We start from the raw sequence: 25810 nt of genomic DNA on the forward strand, positions 1-25810 counted from the left end.
TCTAATAAAAGTAAAAATGGCAGAAATTCTTGACGGATTAAAAGTATCCAAAGAAATAAAACAGGAAATTAAGGCTGAAGTTGAAAAAATAGTTGCCGGAAAAAGAAGAGCACCGCATTTGGTGGCGATTCTTGTTGGAAACAACGGAGCGAGTAAAGCCTATGTAAATGCAAAAGTAAAAGATTGTGAAGAAGTTGGTTTTCAATCGAGTTTAGTGAAATTTCCAAGCACGGTTTCTGAATCTGAATTATTGGAAAAAATCGATGAATTAAACAAATCTAAAGCAGTTGACGGATTTATCGTTCAGTTGCCTTTACCGGATCAGATCGATCAGGAAAAAATCATCAACGCAATCGATCCAAGAAAAGATGTTGACGGTTTCCATCCTGAGAACTTCGGGAAAATGGCTTTGGAAATGGATACTTTCTTGCCTGCGACTCCATTCGGGATTTTAACATTATTAGAAAGATATAATATTGAAACGAAAGGTAAAGACTGTGTCATCATCGGTAGAAGTAAAATTGTTGGAAGACCAATGAGTATTTTGATGGGAAGAAAAGATTTTCCAGGAAACTCTACAGTTACCTTAACGCACTCTTACACAAAAGATATCGAAGAATACACTAAAAAAGCAGACATCGTAATCACCGCTTTAGGTGATCCTCACTTTTTAAAAGGTGAAATGATCAAAGAAGGTGCAGTGATTGTTGACGTAGGTATTACAAGAGTAGACAACGATTCTCCAAAAGGATATTATTTGGCAGGTGATGTAGATTTCGACAGCTGTGCCGCAAAAGCAAGCTGGATCACGCCAGTTCCGGGAGGAGTCGGGCCTATGACAAGAGCGATGTTGATGAAAAACACCATCATTGCCTACAAAACTTCGGTCTATAACGACTAATTTTAAAATGAATAAAGAAGAAGATATATTATTAAAAGAAGGTAAAATGCTCCCAGTGATGGAGCATTTTTACACTATTCAGGGAGAAGGTGCACATACAGGAAAAGCAGCTTATTTCATCAGATTGGGCGGCTGCGATGTTGGCTGTCACTGGTGCGATGTGAAAGAAAGCTGGGATCCTACCCTTCACCCTTTAATGAATGCTGAGGAAATTGCAGAAACTGCTGCAAAACATTGTAAAACCATTGTTTTAACAGGTGGTGAACCTTTGATGTGGAATCTTGATATTTTAACATCAAAATTAAAAGAACTGGGTTGTACAATTCACATTGAAACATCCGGAGCTTATCCGATGAGCGGACAACTGGATTGGATCACCCTTTCTCCAAAGAAAACAGGTTTGCCTAAAGAAGAAATTTATGCTAAAGCTCACGAGCTGAAAGTAATTATTTTTAACAATAACGATTTTATATTTGCTCAGGAGCAGGCTGAAAAAGTTTCCGAAAACTGCAGATTATATCTTCAAAGCGAATGGAGCAAGCGTGATGCTATGTATCCGAAGATGACCGATTTCATTCTTGAAAATCCTCGTTGGCAGGCTTCGGTTCAGACACATAAATATTTAAATATACCGTAAAATTGTTATATTTAGCTTCTCGCTTTTTTCATTAAAGATAGATGCAAAGAATACGATATTCCCGATATCTGAAATCAATCATTATTTTGCTTGACCTTTTGGTTATCGCAGGGGTTTTTATATTCTATTTTATCAGTACAACCCGGGGTGTAATTGTTCAGGATGAAGATCTATGGTATGAAAGTTCATTTCCGTTACTTCTTGTTATCTCTTTTTGGATTTTACTGAGTGGTAGAACGAAGATCTATAACATTTCCAGAAATCTCACCTACATCCTTTTTGTAGAAAGAATAATCGTTCATTTTCTGTTGTTTATTATCGGGTTGGTTCTTATTCGTAAAGTGAGCAGCAATCAGTTTTTTGGTTCAGAACTGACGTGGTTGTCATTATATCTTTTCTTTTTCATTTTTTTATTAAAATCAGCGGTCTACTATTTAATAAGATACATCAGAACAATAGGGATAAACCATCGCAATGTAATGTTTCTCAGTGAAAATAACTCAACAGAAGTTTTGAAGAGAATTATTGAAGAAAGAAAAGATTTCGGTTACAAAACATACGATTACACTTCTGAAGTAAATGCTGAAAATCTGACGGAATTCTGGAAGAAAAACGGCATCAATACTCTATTTCTTCCTGCCGAAAATTCTTTCAGCGACGAGAAGCAAAATGAGATATTCAGATTAGCGGAAGCCAATAAGGTACATATTTCCCTGATTCCGAATATTTCCAGAAATAATTTTTTCTTTTATGATTTGGGATACATTCAGACACAGCCAGTTTTAACCCAGGCAAAATATCCTTTAGATTATTATTCTAATTTTTTATTGAAAAGAACTTTTGATATTATTTTTTCGGTCTTAGTTTTGCTGTTCATCTGTTCGTGGCTGTTTCCTATTATTGCTTTGCTGATTAAAAGAAGTTCCAAAGGGCCTGTTTTCTTTATTCAGAAAAGATATGGTTTTCATGAAGAGGTTTTTAATTGTATCAAGTTTAGAACAATGTTTGTAAATGATGATTCGGCAAAGAAAACAACAAGCGAAAATGATGCAAGAATAACCAAAATCGGAAAGTTTTTAAGGAAAACCAGCCTCGATGAAATGCCACAGTTTATTAATGTTTTAAAAGGCGAGATGTCGGTGGTAGGCCCAAGACCTCACATGTTGGCGGTAGATGATTATTACAAACCAAAAATCGGAAGATACAGCCTGAGAAGTCATACTAACCCCGGAATTACAGGTCTGGCTCAGGTAAACGGTTTAAGAGGTGATGCAGGAGATGTGGAAATTGAAATGAACAAACGTATTCTTGCTGATGCATTTTATGTAAGAAACTGGAGTTTCGTTTTAGATTTAGTTATCATTTTAAGAACTATTTTGTTGGTGATAAAAGGAGATAAAAATGCAAATTAATATTGAATTTAAGGTTAAAACAGAGAGATCAGTATTCCTTAAAATTTAATTTAGTTAAATAAAAATAGCCTAATTTAGCAGAATGTTAAAAAAGTTTTTTACAGCGATAGGAGAATACATGTTACTCCTCGGAAAATCAATCCAGAAGCCTCAGAAAATGAGAGTTTTTTGGAAGCTGTTTATGAGAGAAATCAATGATTTGGGAGTCAACTCTTTTGGGTTGGTGATTTTCACTTCTATATTCGTGGGAGCAGTAGTTGCAATTCAGATGTTTAATAATTTTGATGCTTCTTCATTTCCAATTCCGCCATCTTTCGTTGGTTATGCAACAAAAGCAGTTTTGGTGCTGGAATTTTCACCCACGATCATCAGTCTTATTTTAGCCGGTAAAGTAGGTTCATATATTGCATCCAGTATTGGAACCATGAGGGTTTCTGAGCAGATCGATGCGTTAGACATCATGGGAGTAAATTCTCCAAATTTTCTAATTTTTCCGAAAATTATTGCATGCGTTATTTTTAATCCGTTGCTTATTGCTATCAGTATTGTGTTCGGTATTGGCGGCGGCTATATTGCTGGTCTTCTTACAGGAAACTGGACGACGGCAGATTATATCACCGGTATTCAGATGTATATGCCTAATCTTTTCATTTATTATGCATTTACGAAAACTGTTGTTTTTGCATTTATTATTGCAACAGTTCCTTCTTATTACGGATATAATGTAAAAGGCGGATCACTTGAAGTTGGTAGAGCGAGTACACAAGCTGTAGTCTGGACGATGGTTTTCATTATCCTTTCTGAATTACTATTAACCCAATTAATATTAAGCTAATGATTGAGGTAAAAGATCTGAAAAAGAGTTTTGATGAAGTTGAAGTATTAAAGGGTATTTCAACCTCTTTCGACAAAGGAAAAGTGAATCTGATTATCGGGCAGAGTGGTTCGGGAAAAACGGTGTTTCTTAAAAGTTTATTAAACGTTTATCAGCCTTCATCGGGAGAAATTCTTTTTGACGGGCGCGATATCAATGTAATGACGAGAGAAGAAAAACAACATTTGAGATCGGAAATCGGAACCGTATTCCAGGGAAGTGCATTATTTGACTCAATGACGGTTGAAGAAAACATTATGTTTCCGCTGGATATGTTTACCAATCTTACTTTCAGAGAAAAGAAAAGAAGAGTTTTTGATGTGATCGGAAGGGTGCATTTAGATAAAGCCAATAAAAAATTCCCGTCAGAAATTTCCGGAGGAATGCAGAAACGTGTTGCCATTGCAAGAGCAATTGTAAACAATCCTAAATATCTTTTTTGTGACGAGCCCAACTCAGGATTAGATCCATATACATCAAATATTATTGATGATCTTTTGCTTGAAATTACCAAAGAATACAACACTACAACCATCATCAACACCCACGATATGAACTCGGTAATGACGATTGGCGAGAAAATTGTATATCTGAGACTGGGTATAAAAGAGTGGGAAGGCAACAAAGACGTTCTCATCACCGCTGGCAATAAAAACCTGATAGATTTCGTTTACTCATCAGAACTATTCAAGGAACTGAGAGAGTATTTACTTGAGAATAATAAAACAATAGACAATACTATTACAAAAATTGACGATAATGAAAAAATTGATTAGTGCAGCATTCATTGGTTTTTCAGTATTTGCTTCGGCGCAGATTTCTTTGGCCGGAAAAGCAAATGTTCTGATCCCGACAAGCTCGGCATCATGGAAGAACTTCAAGACAGCTGCAACCAATGCTGTAGAGCAAAAAGGCAAAAATATTACAGGTTTCAATGTTGGTTTATCTTTAAAAATCGATTTACCAACTGCATTATATCTGATGCCGGAAATATATTATACTAATTTCAGTAATGAAGTTACTGTACAGAATGATGCAAATTCAGAACAAACAACCATAAAAGCTAAAAACAGCAGAGTAGATATTCCTGTTTTGGTTGGGGTAAATGTTTTGGGAGATCTTCTAAGCGCTTATGCAGGTCCTGTTGGAAGCTTCAACTTAGCGAAGAGTGATAATTTTGATAATTTCATTCAGAAAGTTGATGCTAAAGAATTTACGGTAGGTTACCAGCTAGGTGTGCAAAGTGAAATCAAAAAGGTAATTCTTTCTGCAAGATATGAAGGTGCTTTTTCTAAAGATCAGAGAAAATTCATCAACAATGTTGCAGGATCAAACCAAGAGATCGATTACGATAACAGATCAAGCTTATTTTTGCTTGGTTTAGGGTATAAATTCTAATCGGATTTATCAAATAAAATAAAGAAATCCTCAAATTCTAAATTTGAGGATTTGTATTTTCCCTTTCAAGCTCAGCCTGACGTTTTTCAATTTCTATAGCCTGTTTTTCTAGCTCTTCTTTTTCTTTCTGAAGCTGCTTGAATTCTCTTCTTTTTGCTTCAGCTTTTATCGCACTGCCTTTGCTTACATAGCCAACCAATCCACCAAAAATCAAACCGATTCCGATTCCCGCCATTACACCCATCACATGAGAAATTGTAATTCTTTCAACGGTAAAATCTGTTGTTAAATAAAAAAGTAAAGCCGATACTGCCAAAAGTATCATTCCGACTACTGAGAGACTTTTCATATTTATATTTTTTAGAATTAAAAAAAGCCTTTACTCAATTGTACTGAAGAAAGGCTTTTAAAATTTATAGAAAATTATCCTTTGCCACCTGCAGCTCTGTAATATTCCAAAGCTTTTGGTAAATCGTTCTGAATATCTGCAATTCTGGTCTGAGGACTCGGGTGTGTTGATAAAAATTCCGGTTGTCTTGCTCCGGATGAAGCTGCTTCCATTCTGCTCCAGAACGGAATAGCCTGTTTTGGATCATATCCTGCAATCGCCATAAGATTTAATCCCATTTCATCTGCTTCAGATTCCTGAGTTCTTCCATATTTCAAAAGAGCTACCTGAGATCCGATAGGATATGCTGCTTCGAAAACTTTTGCTAACTGTGCGTTTGAAATTGTTCCGCCCAAAATTTGCCCTCCATATTGTGCAACCATAGCCTGAGAGATTCTTTCATTACCGTGTCCCGCCAAAGCATGAGAAACTTCGTGTCCCATCACAACAGCAAGACCTGTTTCATCTTTTGTGATCGGAAGAATCCCTGTATATACTGCCACTTTTCCGCCCGGCATACACCAAGCGTTAATCTGATTATCCTGAAGAAGGTTAAATTCCCACTGATACCCTGATAAGTCTGCACTTCTCCCTATGCTTGCATAATATTTTTCGGCTGCAGTTTTAATTCTGTTTCCAACTTTTTTTACCAAAGTAGCCTGAGTTCCTGTTACAACTTTAGATTCTTTCAAAGTCTGTTGATATTGTTGTACTGCACTTGTTGTAATTTGAGAATTCAAACTTCCGATCTGTAGGGACTTTCTTCCCGTCATCGGATTTGTTGTACATGCTACGAGCGCCAAAACAGCAGCTCCCATTCCTAAAAAATGATTAATTTTCATAATTATGCTTATTATATTTGAACCTTAACAATATCTATTCCAAAAAACCACAATATATTTTTTTGCACGTATTTTGATGTATAAATTTACTAATTTTAATGTCATGAAAAATTATATAAAAATCATATCTGCTTTTGTGGTCGTTTTCTTTTTCCAGAACTGTACTGCACAAAAGACAGATCCACAAATAGTAAACAATCTGGTGAGTTCTGATGAATTTACTTTTCACGCAGAGAAGGCTAACCCAATGAACTATGATGTCATCAATGTTGTAAATTCTATACCGAATGCACCTCAGCTTCGAACATTTCAAATCTCCGGTGAAAATTACGGAATTGAAATAAAAAAAGGAGTCATGGAAGTTACGCTTCCTTATTTCGGAAGATCATTTAACACGACTTACGGTGGTTCAGATACAAGTTACAGATTTACTTCAAAAGATTATGCGGTGACAAAAACGCAGAGTAAAAAAGGAAACTGGGTCTATAAAATCAAACCTAATGATGTAAAAAATGTGAGTGATATAAACATCGAAATTTTTAAGAACGGAAGAGCTCTTACTTCAATTAGGAGTAATGACAGACAGCCGATTTCTTACGACGGATATATTTCTGAAAACGAAAAAACAAAGGAGAAAGAAAAGCTTTAAACGTTTCGGTTTACGCAATTCGCAGCTTTAATCTTAGAAAAAATTATTAAATATTTTCTGAATCCCGAAACTCGGATCTCGAATCTCGTAAAAATTTTTCAACAAACAGTTTTGCTTCAGTATTCGGGTTTGAAATCTGGTCTGAAGCATTTTTTTTATGCTGAATATAAGCTTCTTCTACTGAATTATTTTTTTTCATCAATGCTAAAATATATTCCTGAACCCAATATTCAAATCGTTTTTCAGATTGTTGAGTACGAACTTCTTCAAAGCGTTTGGTTTTCTTTTTTAACGAAATAAAATCATCAATTTTTTGATATACATCATTTAAACCTTCATTATTTAAAGCGGAACCAAGTAAGACAGGCACTTTCCAGTCTTTTTCTTTTGCCGGAAGAAAATCTAATGCACGTTTCAGTTCGAGCTTAGTATTTTTAGCTTTCTGAAGATTATTTTCATCCACTTTGTTAATAAAAATAATGTCAACCATTTCCATGATTCCACGTTTGATGCCTTGAAGTTCGTCTCCGCCGCCTATAATTTTCAAAAATAAAAAAACATCGGTTATATCAGCAACCAAAACTTCCGATTGCCCTACTCCGACGGTTTCAATTAAAATATAATCGTAACCTGCAGCTTCGCAAATCATCATCGTTTCAAAAGTCGTATTGGCTACCCCACCCAAAAAACCAGAGCTCGGAGAAGGACGAATAAAAGCATTTTCTTCTTTTGCCAATTCTTCCATCCTTGTCTTATCACCTAAAATACTTCCTTTATTAATCGCAGAACTCGGATCAATGGCTAAAACCGCCACTTTTTTACCTTGGGAAATTGCTAACCTTCCAAAATTTTCGATGAATGTAGATTTACCTGCGCCGGGAACTCCGGTAATACCAACTCTGATTGAGTTTCCGGTAAGAGGTAGAATTTGTTTTAAGAGCTCTTCGGCCTGATTTCGATGCTCGGCTTTTGTGCTTTCAACCAAAGTTATGGCTTTTGCGATCAGGCGTTTATTGCCTGACTTAATTCCATCAATAAATTCTTCAGTTGAAATTTTCATTTAGAGCTTTTTTATTCTCTTAAAAGGAAAAATGTAACCTAAAGGTTTCATCAATTCAAAAATATAAAAATAACCCGCAAAATACGAGAAAAAGTAAATTAATTTTAATGCTTCTAAATTAACACCGACATACCATTCGCCTGTAAAATTCATTATTTTTGTTTAAAACAAATTTAAAAACGATATGAAAAGTCTATTTGCAGCAGCAACATTCGCATTGATACTATTAGCATCATGTACTCCGAAAGCAACTCCGGTAACGGAAGCTCCTAAATCCGTAACAAGTACGACGGAACAGATTGCACAAGGAAAAACTATTTTTGAGACTGCCTGCAAAAGATGCCATGATTTGCCGGAACCAACTAAATTCACTTCCGTACAATGGGTAGGAATTATGAATTCTATGGCACCAAAAGCTAAGCTTACCGATGAACAGCATCAGTGGGTTTATGATTATGTGGTTTCTGTGAAGAATTAAGAATTAAAAATTCAACCAACAAAAAATATCATTATGAAAAAATTAGCTTGGAGTATGATTTTAGGATCTGCTTTTATGGTTTCGTGCGGACCAAAAAGTACAGCCGTGACAGGGCCAAAGTTTACCTCTGCTGAACATTTAGCACAGGGGAAAACGGTTTTTGAAAATTCCTGCAACAGATGTCACAAACTACCCGATCCTGCAAAACACGATGATCAGGACTGGATCAAAACATTAAGCAGAATGGCTCCCAAAGCGAAATTGAGTGATGAGCAACATCAAATGGTTTATGATTATTTGATTTCTGTAAATAAAAAATGATTTTTGAATAATAAAAGGAGACTTATTTGGTCTCCTTTCTTATTTTTTAGCTAATCCAATGATCATAAGAACGTACTTCGATCCATTTTCCATTTACTTTTTTATATATCGCAGTGTAACTAACCGCATCTAGAATCCCACAACTTGTCGAATTTTGAATGACACAAATTGTTTTGTCTTTATTAAAGAATGGAATAGAAAAAGTTCTTAAGCATTTTCGATCGAATCTTTTGTAAAATTCCTGCCAGAACTCTCTATTTGTTGTTTGCCTCATTTGAAGAATCTTCTCAGCAGTTACATATTTCAATTTGCTCTTTATTTTACTTCTATCAAACTTGAATTTGAAATCAATTTTTTCTTGATTGTAATAAAAAACAGAATCTTTTTCTAAAAATATTGAATCAAATGTAAGGTCAACGCCCAATGGTCTTATTTCTTTAACATCTTTGTTGATGGTTGTTGGCATCAGTCCTGTACTGTAAATAAAATGACTTCGTCCGGAATTTATACTATCATTTTCTATTAGCTGGTTCAACACTTCATATTTCAAATCCAAAGTTTCATCTTTTGGGATAATTTCTACTTTAGCTTCGTTTTTCTTACATGAAAAAATTAATAATAAAAGAAATACGTAGAGTTTCATCTTTTAAAACTACAAAAAAAGGAGACTTATTTCGTCTCCTTCTTCTTTTTATTTTTCTTTGGCATTTTTGATTTAATAAATTTCTTTCTATCCTTTACCACATTCAAACTATATTCATTAAAACAGTATTTTGCCGCTTCATCCAAAAATTTCAAAGCATTATTGAAACTTCCTCTTTTCTCGGAGAGCAAAGCTCTGTAAAACCAAAGATTCGACTTATCAATTCCCTTTATTTTTAAAGAATAGTTGATCAATTTTTCAGCTTCATGAAAATCTTCATTGGCTAAAAGACAGTTGATGTAATATTGCGGAACGTTTAAGTTGGTAATATCACACTGCATCGCTTCTTGAAAATACTGTTTTGCGATCTCATAATTTTTTAACTGCTCAGAATAGATTCTTCCCATCAGACAAAGGCTGTCTGCATCTTCCGGGTCGTAGGACAGAGCATAGTTCAACGCTTCCAAACAATCAGGTAAGCTGTATGGGTAATTGTCCAAAGCCTCAAAGTAGTATTTATTTTTAGTTAAGGTCATTTTTGTAATTTTTTAATTCGTTTTTCAGTTGATTTCTTTCTTTTTTGAAAGATTTGTCCTGATAATTCTTTTTAAAATCGGTTCCCGAAAATATTCTGATCGGGTTTCCGCGCTGAACATTCAAATGATTGTTCCAAGTTTCCTGCATTTGTTTTTGAAGCTGGATAATATTCTGTTCCAACACTTTTTCTTTCAGTCTTGCAATCGAAAGCTTTTTATTTTCCAATTGTGAGCGCGAGTCCTGAACAAAAATACTTTGTCCCGTCGGAACGTGAGTAGCCCGAACAGCCGTATTCACTTTATTTACATTTTGTCCGCCACTCCCCTGACTTCTGGTTGTCTGAAACTGAATATCTTTTTCATTAAAATTGATTTTCTCCAAACCTTCCAGCTCGAAAACTCCGATGAACCAGTTGCTTCTTTTGTGCAGTTTTCGAAATGTACTTTTTCCCGTCCACAAAATACTTCCCAACCAATTTTTTAAAAATTCATTGATATTTTTTGATTTTAAAAGCAGGGTTACCGATTTTAAAGTCAGGTTTTCATCACCATTTTCACGATGAATAATTTCGTAATCGATGTTATTATCTTTTGCTTCCTCAAGAAAGACTTTCAACAGTTTTGCAACGACCCATTGGCATTCCAAAGGTCCTCTTCCTGAAGTTATTTGTATGATTTTTTCCATTGTTATTTCGGTATTTCACTTAATTTCGGATGACCAACAGGATCAATTCCTTTTTCCAATAAATCTTTTGCAGCCATGACCGCCCAACATTTATCGCTGGAATGAATATTTCTGTAAAACGAAAGCAGAACATCAGGCTTCACTACTGTAAATCCATTGGTGACAATGATTTCCAGATCATTTCTTTCGAAAAAATCGATTGTGATTCTGTGAAATTTTCCGTTTTCCATTTCGATTGTTTTTTCATATCTGCGAAAGTTTTCTTCGCTCGGAAGATGGTCATATCTTGTCCAGACTTTCAAAAAGCCTTCCTGCTGAAGAATCATGACAACCTGAGCTACATTTTCCTTTTTAACAAAAACATCAATATCCTTATGATCATGAGCGTGCTTATATTCCGTATGCCCAATTTCAGACATAAAATGCCATGCCCAACCTCCTGAAATAATGACTTTATTTTTTAATTTTTCTAAAATTTCCAGTCCGTATTGAATTCTGAATTCCGGCCAGACTTCACCGTATCTTTTTATATTATGTGGTGCTCCCATTTTTTTATTTTTTTTTTGATTTGAATTTGTCATTTCGAACGAAACAAAGTGCAGTGAGAAATCTTTTTGCAGATTCTTCATTCCACTCCGTTCCATTCTGAATGACAATCATTCTTTAAATATTACTGGCTATTATTATCAGTCAAAATCCATCAACCAACAACTACAACCTATCAACCATTTACCTGTCCATCCTCACAATTCTCGGTTGGAAAGTTCCCAGAATATCCACCAATTCGCTTTGTGCATTCATCACCTCATTGATGTCTTTGTACGCCATTGGAGCTTCTTCCGTATTTCCGCCCATTAATGTGACATTTTTGAGTTTCAATTCTTTTTTGATGTCATTTTGAGTAAAAAGACTTCTGCATTCACCTCTGGAATGTGCCCTTCCTGCGCCGTGAGAGGCAGAGTTCAAAGAATCAGGATTTCCTTTTCCACGAACGATAAAACCTTTTGCCGTCATTGATCCGGGAATCATTCCCAATTCGTTTTCATTCGCCGGAGTAGCTCCCTTTCGGTGAACAATCACTTCTTTTCCGTTATGAATTTCTTTCCATGCAAAATTGTGATGGTTTTCAATTTTTGCTTTCACTCTTCCACCGACTGCTTTTACCAATCGTCTGTGAATGTCGTCGTGACAAGCTGAAGCATAATCGCCCGCCAAATTCATCGCCGTCCAATATTCTAATCCGAGATGCGTGCTTAAATCCAACCAGGCGAAGTTTTGGGCTTCTTTTGGCAACGGACATTGTTCTGTCGCAACTCTTGAATAATATTGAGCGATCTCAGCTCCCAACCCACGCGAACCGCTGTGAGAAAGTATTCCGAGGTATTTTCCTTTTGGAAGTCCGATTTGTTCATCTTCTTCCGTAATTTCAACTTCTCCGAATTCCACAAAGTGATTTCCGCCGCCGGAACTTCCCATTTGCTTGATGGCTTTTCCTTTTAATCTCCTCAAAATCGGAATCATATCGAAAGTATCTCTATCGAAAATTTCGTGATCGATATGAGATTTATGAGTTTCGTACATCCCGAATTTTGTATGTTCGGCAAGAGCTTTTTCGTATTTATCTCTTGCGCCGTCAAGATATGAAATAGGGGTATCCAAAATACTGAGCGACATTCTGCAACCGATATCCATCCCGACTCCGTAAGGAATCACGGCATTTTCTACGGCAAGAACGCCACCTATCGGAAGTCCGTAACCGCTGTGTGCATCGGGCATTAAAGCCCCCTGTGTTGAAATTGGAAGTTTCAAAGCGGTATACAGCTGGTTTTTTGCTTCATCTGAAATATTGTTTCCGAAAATATTGAATGTTGCCCTGTTTGTATTGAGCGTTCTTTTCTCCGTTTTCTTGGATGATAGCAACGCTTCTGCGATTTGTCCGAAAGATAAATCCTTTTCGAATTGTTCCGGATTTTGCAGAATTTCCTTTAAAAGAGATTTCACATGATGAATATTTTTGGTTGCAAAATTTCTTTTCATGACTTCCAAAGCGATGTTCACACTTTGATTGTTTGGATAACCTATTTTTAATATATCTTTTCCCTTAAGTTTTAAATTTCCCATTGTTTTTATTTTAAAATTTTCGGACGCAATCGTCCTCTAAACTTTCTGCAATCTCTGTTGCAGACATTTTGTAGCGAAAGTATTTTATACTTTTGATCAGATCTGTTTTGTATTCGATATTCCATGAATTGGATTTACCATAATTTTCTTCTGAATAATACCAGTAATTTTATGTTGGTTTACATAAGATTCTACTTCTGCATATTCTTTTTCCAATTCTGCATTTACAGGCTTGTAATGCGTAATTATGTTTGGTCTTATTCTTAAGGTAAATCTCCACGGTTCGATAAAATCGTAGTAATCGTAATACGTTTTGCGAAAGGGACAGTATTCGCCTCTTTTTAAAAAATACAGTCTTTCTCGCTGCGTAAGCTGAATTTTTGTATTATTCCATTCATACAATGAAAGAGATTTTAATTTTTGTTCTCTTTCTACATATATTCTTCGTCCAAACTTTTTCTTCTTTTTTAAAAAGTGACGGATTTCCGAATACATGAATGTGTTTATTTTCTTTAAAATTCCTTCAAAAAATTCAGCATCTCTCGTACACATTAATTCTTCCGTAACAGCAAAGAATCTTACAAAACCTCTTTGATAAGGCTCTTCTAAAGGAATCCAAGGAATATCTCTTTTAATTTTCCAAAGTTCTTTACTACGTTTATACTTTTTCCTGATCTGTTTTTCTACATCTTTTTTTATGATTCTTTTTCTGCTTCTCAGACTTCTTAATCTGAAAAATAAAAGATTTTCTTTTTCCATTATTTAATTACAGTTGAGGTATGGAAATTTGGTTTCTATACGTCATATTAATTTTTCTCAACTAAGATTTTAGTTGATTTGTTCTTATTCAAACCTCATAGGTTTTGGAAACCTATGAGGTTTATCAAGGTGAAACTTTATCATTAGCCCCGATTGCAACGACATCCTTTTTTGCATTGGCTTGAAAAAAAGCGTTGGCAAAAAGATATAGTGGAAAGCGGGAAATTGCTCCTTAAAAATTAATAAGTAACAATTCGGCGTAGTCAAATAGCTCCTAAAAACTATTTGAAAAAGCTCCAAAATTTTATAAAAAAGATTTTCGGGGAAACTGATTTGAGTTTAAATATTGCGCAATAAAAAACCCGAAATCTCTACGACTTCGGGTTTTGATATTTCGATATACTGTTATTCTATGAGTGTACCAAACCACGAAGCCTCGCCTTTGCAAAAGGCAATCCTACTGTTGAATGTAGATTGAATTTGAACATTGCTTCGTTGTTTTTTAATTGGTTAAACTTGATTTTCAGATGCAAATATATCATTTTTTTTGATTTAAATAATTTTTTTCAAAAAAAACGTCTAAGAATAATTTCTCAAACGTTTATATTTTAATTTTTAGTTTAATCTTTTGAACCTAAATCGTCCATCGTGTTATCCATTCCTTTGCTGTTTGGACTATAGGTTCGCTCCCTGTCTAAGAAATAAACATCATGCTTTGCTTTTGCAATGATTCCGTTATAAACATCTTCTGGCAAACCTGCCGTATCAGGCTTTTCTTCATTGAAAGAAGGTTTGTTATAAATCTTCAGGGCACCATACTGGTCGAGAATTTTTTTTGCTTCCTGTGCTTCGATGATCGTTGAAGCGTAAACGATAAGATTCACTTTCCCCACACTTTCTTTGCTGTAAGCAGATAGCAGCTCATTGTCGTTCACAAAAATATGATTCCAGAAGCTCTGCGTTTTTTCGTCTTCCTGATAATTTTCTGCTGATGAATCATCATTAAATTTCGAAGTGGAAACGATAATATCTGCTTCGTTGAAACCATTATTCCTTAATTTTGATTTTATTTCCTCTGTACCAACGTTTGCCGGAAATACTGAAATTACTGTATAAGCCATAATATTTTGTTTTTGGTTATGGCGTACAGTACAAACCTCGTGCAATTTATCGGATTCTAATCACATTTTAATCTAAAAAACGATTCAGAATTTCAACTGCACATTTCGGAAGATTGGTTCCAGGTCCGAAAATAAAGTCGGCTCCGTTTGCGTATAAAAATTCGTAATCCTGCTGTGGAATTACGCCTCCGACAACAATCGTGATATCTTCTGCACCGAGTTTTTTCAGTTCTTCAACAACCTGCGGAACTAAAGTTTTGTGACCTGCCGCTAAAGAGGAAACACCCAAAATGTGAATGTCATTTTCAACCGCCTGTTTTGCCACCTCTTCCGGAGTCTGGAACAATGGCGCAACATCAACATCAAATCCCATATCTGCGAATGCCGTTGCCACAACTTTTGCACCACGATCGTGACCATCCTGCCCCATTTTGGCAACCATCAATCTTGGACGTCTACCTTCTTCCTGCTCAAATTTCTGAGTCAGCTCAAGTGCTTTTCCGAAGTATTCATTTTTATTGGCATTCATTGCGTAGACTCCTTGTATAGTTCTGATATTGGCTTTGTAACGACCGAAAGTTTCTTCCATCGCATCACTCATTTCACCTAAAGTCACTCTTCTTCGAGCCGCTTCAATACACAATGCTAAAAGATTTCCGTTTCCTGTTTTTGCAGATTCTCTGATCTGGTTTAAAATATCTTCAACCGCTTCAGCATTTCGGCTCGATTTTATCGAATCTAATCTTTCAATCTGTTTCCTGCGAACTTCAGTATTATCGATATCTAAAATCTCAATTGGAGTTTGTTCTAAAGCCGATTTAAAAGAATTTACCCCAATAATAAATTCCTCACTACTGTCGATTTTCGCCTGTTTCCTTGCAGCAGCTTCCTCGATTCTCATTTTCGGAATTCCGGCTTCGATGGCTTTAGTCATTCCGCCTTCTTTTTCTACCTCATCGATATATTTCATGGCCTCTTCAATCATCTGCTGAGTGAGAGATTCAACCAGATTACTTCCACCCATTGGATCTACCACATCACAGATTCCTGATTCCTGTTGAAGGATAATCTGTGTATTTCTGGCTATTTTTGCCGAATAATCTGTTGGAAGTGCAATGGCTTCATCCAAAGCATTTGTGTGAAGAGACTGTGTTCCCCCTAAAGCTGAAGATAATGCTTCGATTGCCGTTCTCGTAATATTGTTAAATGGTTCTTGTTCGGTTAAAGACCATCCTGAAGTCTGAGAGTGTGTTCTTAAAGCTAAAGATTTCGGATTTTGAGGATTAAATTGCTTCAACAAAGTCGCCCAAATATATCTTGCAGCACGCATTTTTGCAATTTCCATGAAGTGATTCATTCCGATTGCCCAGAAAAAAGATAATCTCGGTGCAAAATCATCGACATTCATTCCTGCTTTTATTCCGGTTCTTACATATTCCAAACCATCTGCAAGTGTATAAGCCATTTCCAAAACCGGAGTCGCTCCCGCTTCCTGCATATGATATCCTGAAATGGAAATAGAATTGAATTTCGGAATATTTCTCGATGTATATTCAAAAATATCGGCAATAATTTTCATGGAAGGCGTTGGTGGATAAATGTATGTATTACGCACCATAAATTCTTTCAAAATATCATTCTGAATTGTTCCTGAAAGTTTATCCTGAGAAACGCCTTGCTCTTCCGCAGCCACGATATAAAATGAAAGAATCGGTAAAACCGCTCCATTCATCGTCATAGAAACCGAAATTTCATCCAAAGGAATTTCGTTGAACAGAATTTTCATATCCTCCACCGAATCAATCGCAACGCCCGCTTTACCTACATCGCCAACCACTCTGGCGTGGTCTGAATCATACCCTCTGTGCGTTGCCAAATCAAAAGCTACGGAAAGACCTTTTTGCCCTGCCGCTAAATTTCTTCTGTAAAAAGCATTCGATTCTTCAGCTGTTGAGAAACCTGCATATTGACGAATTGTCCAAGGTTTTTGAACATACATTGTTGAGTAAGGTCCCCTCATATACGGTGCAATTCCCGGAGAAGAGTCTGAAATGCTCTTATCTTTTACATCTTCTGCGGTATATTTTGATTTCAGTTCGAGTCCATCTTTTTCGAATTGATAGATTTCCTGCTGATTTTCAGATATATTAAATTGAGGAGTTTTGTTCTTTATTTCCCTTCTCATTTCTTCAGATTTAAGATTTTAAAAATAAGCATTTTTGAAATAATGTTTTGTGTTTAATTTTCAATCGAAAACGAAGAATATTTAAACGCAAAGTCCGCTAAGATTTTTTTTGAATACTTTACGCATATTTTTAAGTTCGCAAAGGCGTTTCACTCAGCAAAGACTTGAAGCGAATTAAAATAATTTTATCATATACAGCACAAAGAGTTTATTGCAAGTCTGCATAAAGAATATATTAATTTTGAAAATGTTTAACTTCCTCTCACGTGTTCTAAAATACTCTCAACAAATCTTAGAATAATAATGTGTTAAATAAAAAGCGAGATTGTATCTACAGTCTCGCTTTAATCGTTTTAAACCTAATGAGGTTGACTATTTATTTAGTTTTTTAATTCCCATTTCATACAAAGCAAAAGAAATTAAATCAGCATTTTCGCTGATCACCTGGTCGGTTGCTCTACCTGCTCCGTGGCCTGCATTTTTCTCGATTCTTACCAAAATAGGATTTTCACATTTTTGTTTTTCCTGCAATTCTGCACCAAATTTAAATGAATGTGCCGGAACAACTCTGTCATCATGATCACTTGTAATAATCATGGTTGATGGATAGCAAGTTCCTGCTTTTATATTATGAACAGGCGAATAAGATTTTAAATAATCAAACATTTCTTTATTATCTTCTGCTGTTCCATAATCGTAAGACCAACCTGCTCCTGCCGTAAATTTATTGTACCTCAACATATCCAAAACGCCAACTCCAGGGAAAGCGACTTTTGCCAAATCAGGACGCATCGTCATCGTTGCCCCAACCAATAAACCACCATTTGATCTTCCAGAAAGCGCCATATATTCTTTGGATGTATAGCCTTTAGCCTGTAAATACTCTCCGGCTGCAATGAAGTCTTCAAATACATTTTTCTTCTGCATTTTTGTACCTGCATCGTGCCATTTTTTACCGTATTCACCACCACCACGGATGTTTGGGACCGCATAAATACCGCCATTTTCCATCCAGATTGCATTGACTACAGAGAAAGAAGGCTGTAAACTGACATTGAAACCTCCGTAAGAATAAAGGATTGTTGGATTTTTACCGTCAAGTTTTGTCCCTTTTTTGTAATTAATCATCATTGGAACTTTTGTCCCGTCTTTTGAAGTATAAAATACCTGTTCTGAAACATAATCTTCAGGATTAAATTTCACTTTAGGCTTCTGATAAATTTCAGATTTCCCGGAATCAGCATTGAATTTATAAGTTGTTCCCGGCGTTATATAGTTACTGAAAGAGTAATACAATTCCTTCTCCAATTTTTTACCTCCGAAACCTCCGACATTTCCTTTTCCTGGAAGAGAAATTTCTCTGATCAGTTTTCCGTTTTTGTCGAATTGTTTTACCTGATCAATCGCATCAATCATATATGTTGCGAAGAAATAACCGCCACCGCCGGAAATTCCCAATACATTTTCTGTTTCAGGAATAACGTCTTTCCATGTTTCAGGAGCCGGATTTTGAATGGTCGTTTTTACCAAACGCATATTCGGAGCATCTTTGTCGGTAAAGATGTAAAGATTGTCACCATCCGTATCAACGATACTTACGTTGATATCAAAACCACTGTTGATCTGAACAAAATCGCCGCCTTTCTTTAAATCTTTAATAAAAACCTCATTTCCGTTGGTTGCATTGGCTGCAGAAATAATTAAATATCTCTCGTCTTCCGAAAGATAAGCTCCTAAATATCTTCTCGGTGTTTTTTCACCACCAAAAATTAATTGATCAGCAGACTGTTTTGTTCCTAATTTATGATAATAAACCTTGTGTTTATCTGTCATTCCTGAAAGTAAAGTTCCCTCTTTCGGTTTATCGTAGCTTGAATAATAGAAACCTTCATCACCTTGCCACGCAATTCCGCTAAATTTTACATCAACTAAAGTTTCGTCAATCTGCTTTTTGGTTACTGCGTCAAGAATAATAATTTTATTCCAGTCACTTCCGCCTTCCGAGATGGAATACGCTGCTAAATTTCCTTTTTTGTTGAAAGACAAACTTGAAAGCGAAGTCGTTCCTTTTTCAGAAAATTTGTTTGGATCTAAAAATACTTCAGTTGTTTTTGTCTTATTATTGGTTCTGTACAAAACAGACTGCGCCTGCAAACCGTTATTTTTGTAATAATACGTATAATCTCCTTCTTTGAAAGGTGCGCCAATCTTTTCGTAATTCCAGATGTCGGTTAATTGCTTTACAATATCCTGTCTGTAAGGAATCTGAGATAAATATCTTTGGCTGAAAGCAACTTCTTCATCCACCCATTTTTTGGTAGGTTCAGAATCATTTTCTAAATCTCTGTAAGGATCTGCAACAGCAGTTCCGAAATATGTATTGGTTTGATTGCCTTTTATTGCTTTAGGATACGTCATTTTCTGAGCAAAAAAATTAGCCGAAAACAAAACGCCGGCAGTTAGTAAAATCGGTTTAAAATTCATTGTGAAGGATTTTCTCAAAAGTAAGAAAAGTTGTGGGAATAAAAAAAGCTTCTGTGGGGGAGAAGCTTTAATAGATCGAAACTTATGCTAAAGTCATTTCACTTATTTAATTATTTTATTTGAATTATAACTATTAACCGATTGCCAATATATTTTGTAAAAGTCTTTACCATCACTTAAACCCCGAATGCCATTTGAAAAATACTCAATAATTTTTTCTTTATTTGGGTAAGATGTACTTAAACAATCATTATTATTTTCATCAAAAACCAATACACTAGCATATATTTCATTCCAATTTTCATCACCATTTGCAAAAACAGAATATCGTTTATCTTCATTCTCAAATAATTTCACCTTTTCCCAAACTAAAATAGGATGAGATTCATCAATATTCGGCCTTACTTCTTTAGACCATTTTCCAAATTTCTCATACATCAGTTGTTTGGTATACATTGCAGAAAGTACCGCATTAAATTTAAGTTCATTAAGTTCAGTAGTATCATTATTTTTTTTAACAATCTGCTTTGTTAGAATGTTGTAATTTTTAAATCCTTTTTTGTAAATAAAAGGAGTATTTGGGTTATATGTTTTTTGTGCTGAACCAACAGACTTCTCTTTGTTAATTTTAATATTTTGAGCAAAAGACTTTAATGAAAAACTAAAAAGGATTAAGATAAAAGCAAATCTATAAGCCATATATATTTTATTTAGGCATAAATATAAAAATTTCACGCTTATAAACTCAGTTGTAAGTAAACTTTAGTTACGAACCAAATCTATAAATCAGCTTTATTAAAATTATATTCTTTGCAAGTTCTTTAATAATCTAAAAAAACTCTGAGAATCAGAAGTCTTATATTCAAAACAAATCACCCAATCAATTCTTTTGCCTGCGTCAGAGCCGCTTCCGTGATTTTACTTCCTGAAAGTAGCTGTGCAATTTCGTTCAGTTTTTCTTCGTCATTTAGTGGAATAATCGTTGACTGAGTTTTTCCTGCAACATCCTGTTTTATAACTTTGTAATTATCATTTCCTTTTGCGGCAACCTGTGCTAAGTGAGAAATAACAATCAGTTGCATATCTTGAGACATTTCACGCATCAGATTTCCAATTTCTTCGGCAACTTTTCCGGAAACTCCAGTATCGATTTCATCTAAAATTAAAGTTGGAAGTTCATCACTTTCTGCAATAATCTTTTTCACAGCGAGCATAACACGAGATCTCTCACCCCCAGAAATGGCAGTTTGAATTGGTTTTAGCGGAAAACCAGAATTTGCCTGAAATAACAGTTGAATATTCTCTTTTCCAAACGGGTTATATTCTGTTGAATCATTGATTTCGATGTCAACTTTTGCTTTCTCTAATCCAAGTTTTTTAAGCAAATCCTCAGCTTTTTTAATGAAAACAGGAATACTTTTTTTTCTGTTTTTGGAAAGTTTCTGACTTAAAGATTCCAGAGATTTTTCTTTGGATGAAATATTTTCAAGAATTTCTTTGATGTAAGCTTCGATTTCGGCAGTTCCTTTTTGTTCGCCTGCAAGCTGATCTCTGATTTCTTTTAAAGCTTCAATATCAGTAACATTATGCTTCAGAAAAAGGCTGTTGATTTTATTATTAAATTCTAAAAGCTGAGCTAAACTTTCAGGATTAATTTCAATTTTCTCAGACTCGTCTTCGAGTTCAGAAATGATGTCTTTTATTTCTACAAAAGAGCCTTCAAGTCTTTCATTAAGCTCTGAAAAGCTGGTTGAAATATCAGCAATTTTTGAAAGTTTAGACTTTGCTTCATTAAAAAATGAAAGAATCCCGATTTCTTCCTGATGAAATCTAGACAAAATCTGAGACAAATTTTCAGAAATCATTCCTGCGTTTTCCTGTACAGAAAGCTGATTTTGTAAGTCTTCATAATTTACATCATCCATTTTCAATTCTTCCAATTCGCTTAGAAGAAATTGCTTGTAGTCACCTTCTTTTGTATTTTCAGAAAGCTGAGTCTGATATTTTTTGAACTGGGTTTTTAAAGATTGATATTCAGAAAAGTCCTGTTGATAGTCTTCAATAAGCTTTTTATTATCTGAAAGCCCATCGATTATTTTAAACTGATATTCAGAAGTAAAAAGATTAGACGTTTCAAACTGTGAATGAATATCGATAAGCTGTGAACTAAGCTCTTTAAGAACATCCAAAGTTACCGGAACATCATTGATAAATGCCCTGGATTTTCCCGAAGGCAAAATTTCTCGTCTGATAATCGTCTGATGCTCATAGTCGAGATCATTTTCGATGAAGAATTTTTTAAACTGATTGTTCAGCTCAAATTCTGTCTCGACAATACTTTTTTCTTCAGCCTTAGAAATTGATTTTATATCTGCTCTTTCGCCTAAAATCAATCGTAGCGCACCTAAAATAATCGATTTTCCAGCACCTGTTTCACCAGTGATGACCTGTAAACCGTTTTTTAGAGACACTTCAAGTGCATCGATAAGCGCAAAATTTTTAATGTAAATTCGTGAAAGCATAGATTCAGAAGCAGATTACGTTTTGTTTCTGCAAATATAAAATTTAGAAGTCAGAATTCAAGAATTATACCCTTTACTTCCACTTATTCCACTTAGATTCTGTATTCTTTGGCGAGAAAATGATCATTTGCTGTTTCAAAGTACCAATGTTTACCGAACCATTATTTCCGGAATTGAAAATATTGAATATCTCATCCGCCTTATTATCCAAAAAAAGATTGAAGAAATAATTCTGTTGAAAAGAATTTTCATATGTTTTCAATTGCATCAAAGCATCGAAAATAATCTTCTTAGGCTGCGTCTGATCCTGATTGAATAATCCATCCAAACCCGCTCTGTGATAAGTATAAATTGTAGAACGCAACTGACTCATATTTGGATTCAGGATTTCCCCGATCAAAATCGAGCGGCTTCTTGGTTCGTTAATCTGATTCCATCCGTCATATCCTCGGTTTTGAGCATTCTGGGCAATCTGCTGAGCTTTTGAAAACCATTGCGTTCCGCTCATCGACTGAAAGCTGTCTGCATCATAACCTAAAATCAGATACACGTAAAAGCTGATCACATCAATTAAATTTTTCCCTGAAAATTGTCTTTCGTTGAAAACAAGATTCTCATTTTCGGCATATTCAAATCCGAATCTGTTATCCTGAATGTTCAGCAATGGTGATTCATATGAACTGCTGAAAACCGGGCGAACTGCCTGAACAACGATTGTTCCTTTATAACGATTTCCATCTCTTTCAGTAAGAACGATTGCAAAATTTGATTTTATTTTTTCAAAATTCTGAAGTTTTTTTCCCGTCCAGCTTGTATTATTGATAAAATCCCGGAGGCTTTTTTCCAAAGCTTTGTAAACTTGCGTATTACTTCCGCCTAAGCTCTGAGAATTAACCTGAACGGTAGAGAGGAGTTCCTGAGAAAACCCGAAATTGAATACGATCAGAAAAAAGAGTATGATTATTTTTTTCATTAGCTAATTAAAAATTGAAAACGGAAATTTATAAAATTTATTTTAAAATCTGAGTTTCAATACAATCGAGAATATCTTTTGCAACATTTTCTTTTGATTTCAGATCAAATTCCAGCTTCTCTGTTTTGGTAAATATCTTTATTTTATTGGTGTCATTTTTAAAACCTGCCCCTTCATCCCGAAGTGAGTTTAAAACGATCATATCCAAATTTTTCTTGGCAAGTTTTCCTTTTGCATTTTCCTCTTCATTCTGCGTTTCAAGAGCAAATCCTACCAAAAACTGATGTGATTTTTTTTCACCCATGGTTTTTAGAATATCCGGATTTTTGATTAATTCAATCGAAAAGCTGTCTTCGTTTTTTTTAATCTTTTCTGAAGCGACTACTTTCGGAGCATAATCCGCAACGGCCGCACTCGCAATTCCAATATCGATGGTTTCGTAAAATTCAAAAACCTTGTTGAGCATTTCTTTTGCTGAAGTAACTCGATGTAAATCTACATTTTGATGACTCGGTTTTAACGAACTCGGACCCGAAATAAGAATTACTTTCGCTCCTCTTTTTGCAGCTTCTTCCGCTAACGAAAACCCCATTTTTCCTGAAGAATGATTTCCGATAAAACGAACAGGATCAATTGCCTCATAAGTTGGTCCGGCCGTAATTAAAATTGTTTTACCTTGTAATGATTTTTTTTGATCTGAATTAAAAAAATCCTCAACAGTTTTAACAATTGTTTCCGGTTCTGACATTCTTCCCTGACCCACCAAACCACTCGCCAATTCGCCACTTTCAGCAGGAATTACAGTATGACCGTATTCTTCCGCAAGTTTTAAATTATTTTTAGTGGAAGGATGCTGATACATATCCAAATCCATCGCCGGAGCAATAAATACAGGACATTTTGCAGACATATAGGTCGCAATCAGAAGATTATCACAAATCCCATGAATCATCTTGGCTAAAGTATTTGCTGTACAAGGCGCAACGATCATTACATCTGCCCAAAGAGCCAATTCCACATGACTGTTCCATGTTCCGTTATCACTGTAAAATTCTGTGTAAACCGGATTTTTTGAAAGTGTGGATAAACTCAGCTTCGTCACAAAATGCTCCGCATCGGGTGACATAATAACCTGAACTTCAGATCCTTTTTTTACAAAATCCCGAATAAGAAAATGAATTTTATAGGCAGCTATTCCACCAGAAACGGCGATGAGAATCTTTTTCCCGGCAATACTCATGTAGTTTTTTTTAAAGCACTAATTTACTTATTTTTTCCTAAACGTATCCTGATATATCAAAACAGCAAAGGTCACAAAAGAAATATTTCCTTTATGACCTTACATTTTATAAAAAATAATTTTATTTATTTTCTGTCTTCAGTTTTTCTGAAGTAAACTTCATCTTCTAACCATTCCTGGATAGCAATAGAAGTTGGTTTCGGAAGTTTTTCGTAGTGTTTTGAAATTTCGATCTGCTCTCTGTTTTCAAAAACTTCTTCCAAAGTAGAGTTGTGAACTGCAAATTCGTCTAATTTATTGTGTAACTCAGTACGAATTTCTGCATTGATCTGCTCTGCTCTTTTCCCCATGATTACAATAGCTTCATAGATTGAGCCTACTTTGTCTTCAATCTTATCTTTATCGTAAGTAATCGTATTTACTTCTGCTTTTGTATCTTTTACGCTCATTTTGAGAAAATTAATTTATTTATAAGTTGGCAAATTTACGAATTATCTTTGAATTTTGAAAGTCGCTGCAGGAGGAGGAGTTTGAAGCACCGCACTGTCTCTTCTCATCTGGGTTGCCTGCTTTTCATTATCTACCTGATCTTTCATCTGCTGTTCAGTTTTGTTTTGCTCAGCCATTTTATCTGCAATTTTTTTCTGCTTAGCTGTAAGAACCGCAATTCTCTCTTCGGTTTGCTTTTTTACAACTGCAAAATTTTTCTTTTCTCTTTCAAGTTTTTCTCTCAGATCAAGTGCAGTTTTAGAATATTCTGTATTCGGAAGTTCTTTTTCAACCTGTCTTGTAAATGCCAATGCACTTTCAATACGTTCTTCTTTCAGTTCATAAACAGAGTTTTGAGCCAAAAGATAACGTGCTTTCATCATATAATCATAGATTTTCGGACGAAGTTTTGTACTCGGGAAATCATCTAAAACATTTTCAAAAGCAACGGCAGTAGACTTGTAATTTGCCATTTTGAAATATTGCTTAGCGTTTTCGTAAGCCTTAAATTCAAGCTTGTAAGAAAGTTCATCAACCATCGTGTTGATGTTTTTTGATCTTTCAGAGTTCGGGTAATTATTCAAGAATTCCTGAAGCTCGTTAATTGCCAATTCTGTACTCGACTGATCTAAGTTATAATCCATAGACCCGTTATAGTAACACAATGCCGACATATAAGCAGCTTCTTCTTTTCTATTATCCTGAGGAAAACTTACAGAGAAATTTTTAAACTGATTTCCTGCAAGTCTATAGTTTTTATCATAATAATTGGCATACGCTGAATTGAAAACCACATTCGGTGCATCATCTGTTCCAGCCACAAGATTTGGAAGTCTATCGTAAAGCGCCAAAGCGTTTTTCCATTTCTTTTTAGCAAAATTTTCATTTGCCGTTTTAAGGATAAAATTCTTGTCTGCACTTCTTAATGCTTTTTCCTGCTGACTTTTGCAAGAAGCAAGCACAGCAATAGCGAAAATACCTAAAATATATTTTTTCATATAAAAAATAACAGTTATCGGGTTTACCGACCTATTAATTTGCAAAAATATAACTTTTTTGCTAAAAGATTTTTTTTTATGATTATTTAACGTA

Annotated in this window: 27 protein-coding genes; 9 read left to right on the plus strand and 18 right to left on the minus strand. The window is 35.1% G+C overall.

What is annotated here, in order from left to right:
• Positions 1-16 precede the first annotated feature (16 nt).
• The 6 genes from BA768_RS03355 to BA768_RS03380 all read left to right on the plus strand — a co-directional run bounded on the left by BA768_RS03355 (position 17) and on the right by BA768_RS03380 (position 5222).
• On the plus strand, positions 17-901 hold the full coding sequence (locus tag BA768_RS03355; protein ID WP_065719705.1) for a bifunctional 5,10-methylenetetrahydrofolate dehydrogenase/5,10-methenyltetrahydrofolate cyclohydrolase: 885 nt from the start codon (positions 17-19) through the stop codon (positions 899-901).
• A 7-nt stretch (positions 902-908) separates the two neighbouring features.
• Positions 909-1538: a 7-carboxy-7-deazaguanine synthase QueE gene (locus BA768_RS03360; RefSeq protein ID WP_034677659.1), complete on the plus strand. Its 630-nt coding sequence runs from the start codon at positions 909-911 to the stop codon at positions 1536-1538.
• 41 nt (positions 1539-1579) lie between these two features.
• The gene (locus BA768_RS03365; protein ID WP_065719706.1) at positions 1580-2950 is read left to right on the plus strand and encodes an exopolysaccharide biosynthesis polyprenyl glycosylphosphotransferase; all 1371 of its coding nucleotides are present in this window, start codon (positions 1580-1582) and stop codon (positions 2948-2950) included.
• A gap of 82 nt (positions 2951-3032) precedes the next feature.
• On the plus strand, positions 3033-3785 hold the full coding sequence (locus BA768_RS03370) for an MlaE family ABC transporter permease (RefSeq protein WP_034677656.1): 753 nt from the start codon (positions 3033-3035) through the stop codon (positions 3783-3785).
• Positions 3785-4600, plus strand: coding sequence for an ABC transporter ATP-binding protein (locus BA768_RS03375; protein WP_034677654.1), 816 nt, complete (start codon positions 3785-3787; stop codon positions 4598-4600). The genes BA768_RS03370 and BA768_RS03375 overlap by 1 nt, the downstream gene beginning before the upstream one ends.
• Entirely contained in the window at positions 4584-5222 is a 639-nt protein-coding gene (locus BA768_RS03380; RefSeq protein ID WP_034677653.1) for an outer membrane beta-barrel protein, read from the plus strand. Before BA768_RS03375 ends, BA768_RS03380 begins: the two co-directional genes overlap by 17 nt.
• 37 nt (positions 5223-5259) lie before the next feature.
• Here the strand turns inward: BA768_RS03380 and BA768_RS03385 are convergent, their stop codons facing one another.
• Both BA768_RS03385 and BA768_RS03390 read right to left on the minus strand, forming a co-directional pair.
• Positions 5260-5571 (minus strand): hypothetical protein, encoded by a 312-nt coding sequence (locus tag BA768_RS03385; protein WP_034677652.1) that lies wholly within the window; start codon positions 5569-5571, stop codon positions 5260-5262.
• 74 nt (positions 5572-5645) lie between these two features.
• A complete protein-coding gene (locus tag BA768_RS03390) occupies positions 5646-6452 on the minus strand; it encodes a M48 family metallopeptidase (RefSeq protein WP_065719707.1) in 807 nt (268 codons plus the stop codon).
• 103 nt (positions 6453-6555) lie between these two features.
• Between BA768_RS03390 and BA768_RS03395 the strand changes: the two genes are divergently transcribed.
• Positions 6556-7101, plus strand: a complete 546-nt coding sequence (locus BA768_RS03395; protein ID WP_065719783.1) for a DUF4251 domain-containing protein — start codon at positions 6556-6558, stop codon at positions 7099-7101.
• Positions 7102-7147: 46 nt separating this feature from the next.
• On the opposite strand, the gene meaB is transcribed toward BA768_RS03395, so the two are convergent.
• The gene (meaB, locus tag BA768_RS03400; protein ID WP_065719708.1) at positions 7148-8161 is read right to left on the minus strand and encodes a methylmalonyl Co-A mutase-associated GTPase MeaB; all 1014 of its coding nucleotides are present in this window, start codon (positions 8159-8161) and stop codon (positions 7148-7150) included.
• 184 nt (positions 8162-8345) lie between these two features.
• On the opposite strand from meaB, the gene BA768_RS03405 reads away from it, so the two are divergent.
• Positions 8346-8639, plus strand: a complete 294-nt coding sequence (locus BA768_RS03405; RefSeq protein ID WP_034677650.1) for a c-type cytochrome — start codon at positions 8346-8348, stop codon at positions 8637-8639.
• A 33-nt stretch (positions 8640-8672) separates the two neighbouring features.
• Complete coding sequence (locus tag BA768_RS03410; protein WP_065719709.1) at positions 8673-8960, plus strand: cytochrome C; 288 nt, start codon at positions 8673-8675, stop codon at positions 8958-8960.
• A gap of 46 nt (positions 8961-9006) precedes the next feature.
• On the opposite strand, the gene BA768_RS03415 is transcribed toward BA768_RS03410, so the two are convergent.
• From BA768_RS03415 to BA768_RS03485, 15 genes are all read right to left on the minus strand, one after another.
• Positions 9007-9603, minus strand: coding sequence for a hypothetical protein (locus tag BA768_RS03415; RefSeq protein ID WP_065719710.1), 597 nt, complete (start codon positions 9601-9603; stop codon positions 9007-9009).
• 26 nt (positions 9604-9629) lie between these two features.
• Positions 9630-10139: a tetratricopeptide repeat protein gene (locus BA768_RS03420; RefSeq protein ID WP_065719711.1), complete on the minus strand. Its 510-nt coding sequence runs from the start codon at positions 10137-10139 to the stop codon at positions 9630-9632.
• A complete protein-coding gene (gene prfH / locus BA768_RS03425; RefSeq protein ID WP_065719712.1) occupies positions 10126-10824 on the minus strand; it encodes a peptide chain release factor H in 699 nt (232 codons plus the stop codon). Before prfH ends, BA768_RS03420 begins: the two co-directional genes overlap by 14 nt.
• A 2-nt stretch (positions 10825-10826) precedes the next feature.
• The gene (locus BA768_RS03430; RefSeq protein ID WP_065719784.1) at positions 10827-11372 is read right to left on the minus strand and encodes a nucleotidyltransferase domain-containing protein; all 546 of its coding nucleotides are present in this window, start codon (positions 11370-11372) and stop codon (positions 10827-10829) included.
• 181 nt (positions 11373-11553) lie between these two features.
• Positions 11554-12945: an RtcB family protein gene (locus BA768_RS03435; protein WP_065719713.1), complete on the minus strand. Its 1392-nt coding sequence runs from the start codon at positions 12943-12945 to the stop codon at positions 11554-11556.
• A gap of 96 nt (positions 12946-13041) precedes the next feature.
• On the minus strand, positions 13042-13704 hold the full coding sequence (locus BA768_RS03440) for a hypothetical protein (RefSeq protein WP_083206581.1): 663 nt from the start codon (positions 13702-13704) through the stop codon (positions 13042-13044).
• Positions 13705-14324: 620 nt separating this feature from the next.
• Positions 14325-14825 (minus strand): hypothetical protein, encoded by a 501-nt coding sequence (locus BA768_RS03445; RefSeq protein ID WP_034677644.1) that lies wholly within the window; start codon positions 14823-14825, stop codon positions 14325-14327.
• Positions 14826-14892: 67 nt separating this feature from the next.
• Entirely contained in the window at positions 14893-17010 is a 2118-nt protein-coding gene (scpA, locus tag BA768_RS03450; protein WP_065719714.1) for a methylmalonyl-CoA mutase, read from the minus strand.
• 372 nt (positions 17011-17382) lie between these two features.
• Positions 17383-19428 (minus strand): prolyl oligopeptidase family serine peptidase, encoded by a 2046-nt coding sequence (locus BA768_RS03455; RefSeq protein WP_228388285.1) that lies wholly within the window; start codon positions 19426-19428, stop codon positions 17383-17385.
• Positions 19429-19596: 168 nt separating this feature from the next.
• Entirely contained in the window at positions 19597-20193 is a 597-nt protein-coding gene (locus BA768_RS03460) for a hypothetical protein (RefSeq protein ID WP_065719716.1), read from the minus strand.
• A gap of 173 nt (positions 20194-20366) precedes the next feature.
• Positions 20367-22016: a DNA repair protein RecN gene (locus BA768_RS03465; RefSeq protein WP_065719717.1), complete on the minus strand. Its 1650-nt coding sequence runs from the start codon at positions 22014-22016 to the stop codon at positions 20367-20369.
• 73 nt (positions 22017-22089) lie between these two features.
• Positions 22090-22989 carry a DUF4835 family protein gene (locus tag BA768_RS03470; RefSeq protein ID WP_047479897.1) on the minus strand — a complete coding sequence of 300 codons (900 nt, stop codon included), beginning with the start codon at positions 22987-22989 and terminating at the stop codon, positions 22090-22092.
• Positions 22990-23026: 37 nt separating this feature from the next.
• Positions 23027-24229, minus strand: coding sequence for a bifunctional phosphopantothenoylcysteine decarboxylase/phosphopantothenate--cysteine ligase CoaBC (gene coaBC / locus BA768_RS03475; protein ID WP_065719718.1), 1203 nt, complete (start codon positions 24227-24229; stop codon positions 23027-23029).
• Positions 24230-24354: 125 nt separating this feature from the next.
• Positions 24355-24678: a DNA-directed RNA polymerase subunit omega gene (locus tag BA768_RS03480; protein ID WP_034677637.1), complete on the minus strand. Its 324-nt coding sequence runs from the start codon at positions 24676-24678 to the stop codon at positions 24355-24357.
• 42 nt (positions 24679-24720) lie between these two features.
• Positions 24721-25716 carry an outer membrane protein assembly factor BamD gene (locus BA768_RS03485; RefSeq protein ID WP_034677635.1) on the minus strand — a complete coding sequence of 332 codons (996 nt, stop codon included), beginning with the start codon at positions 25714-25716 and terminating at the stop codon, positions 24721-24723.
• Positions 25717-25810: the final 94 nt, after the last annotated feature.

The sequence above is a fragment of the Chryseobacterium sp. CBo1 genome (genome assembly GCF_001693475.1).
Lineage (GTDB): Bacteria > Bacteroidota > Bacteroidia > Flavobacteriales > Weeksellaceae > Chryseobacterium > Chryseobacterium formosense.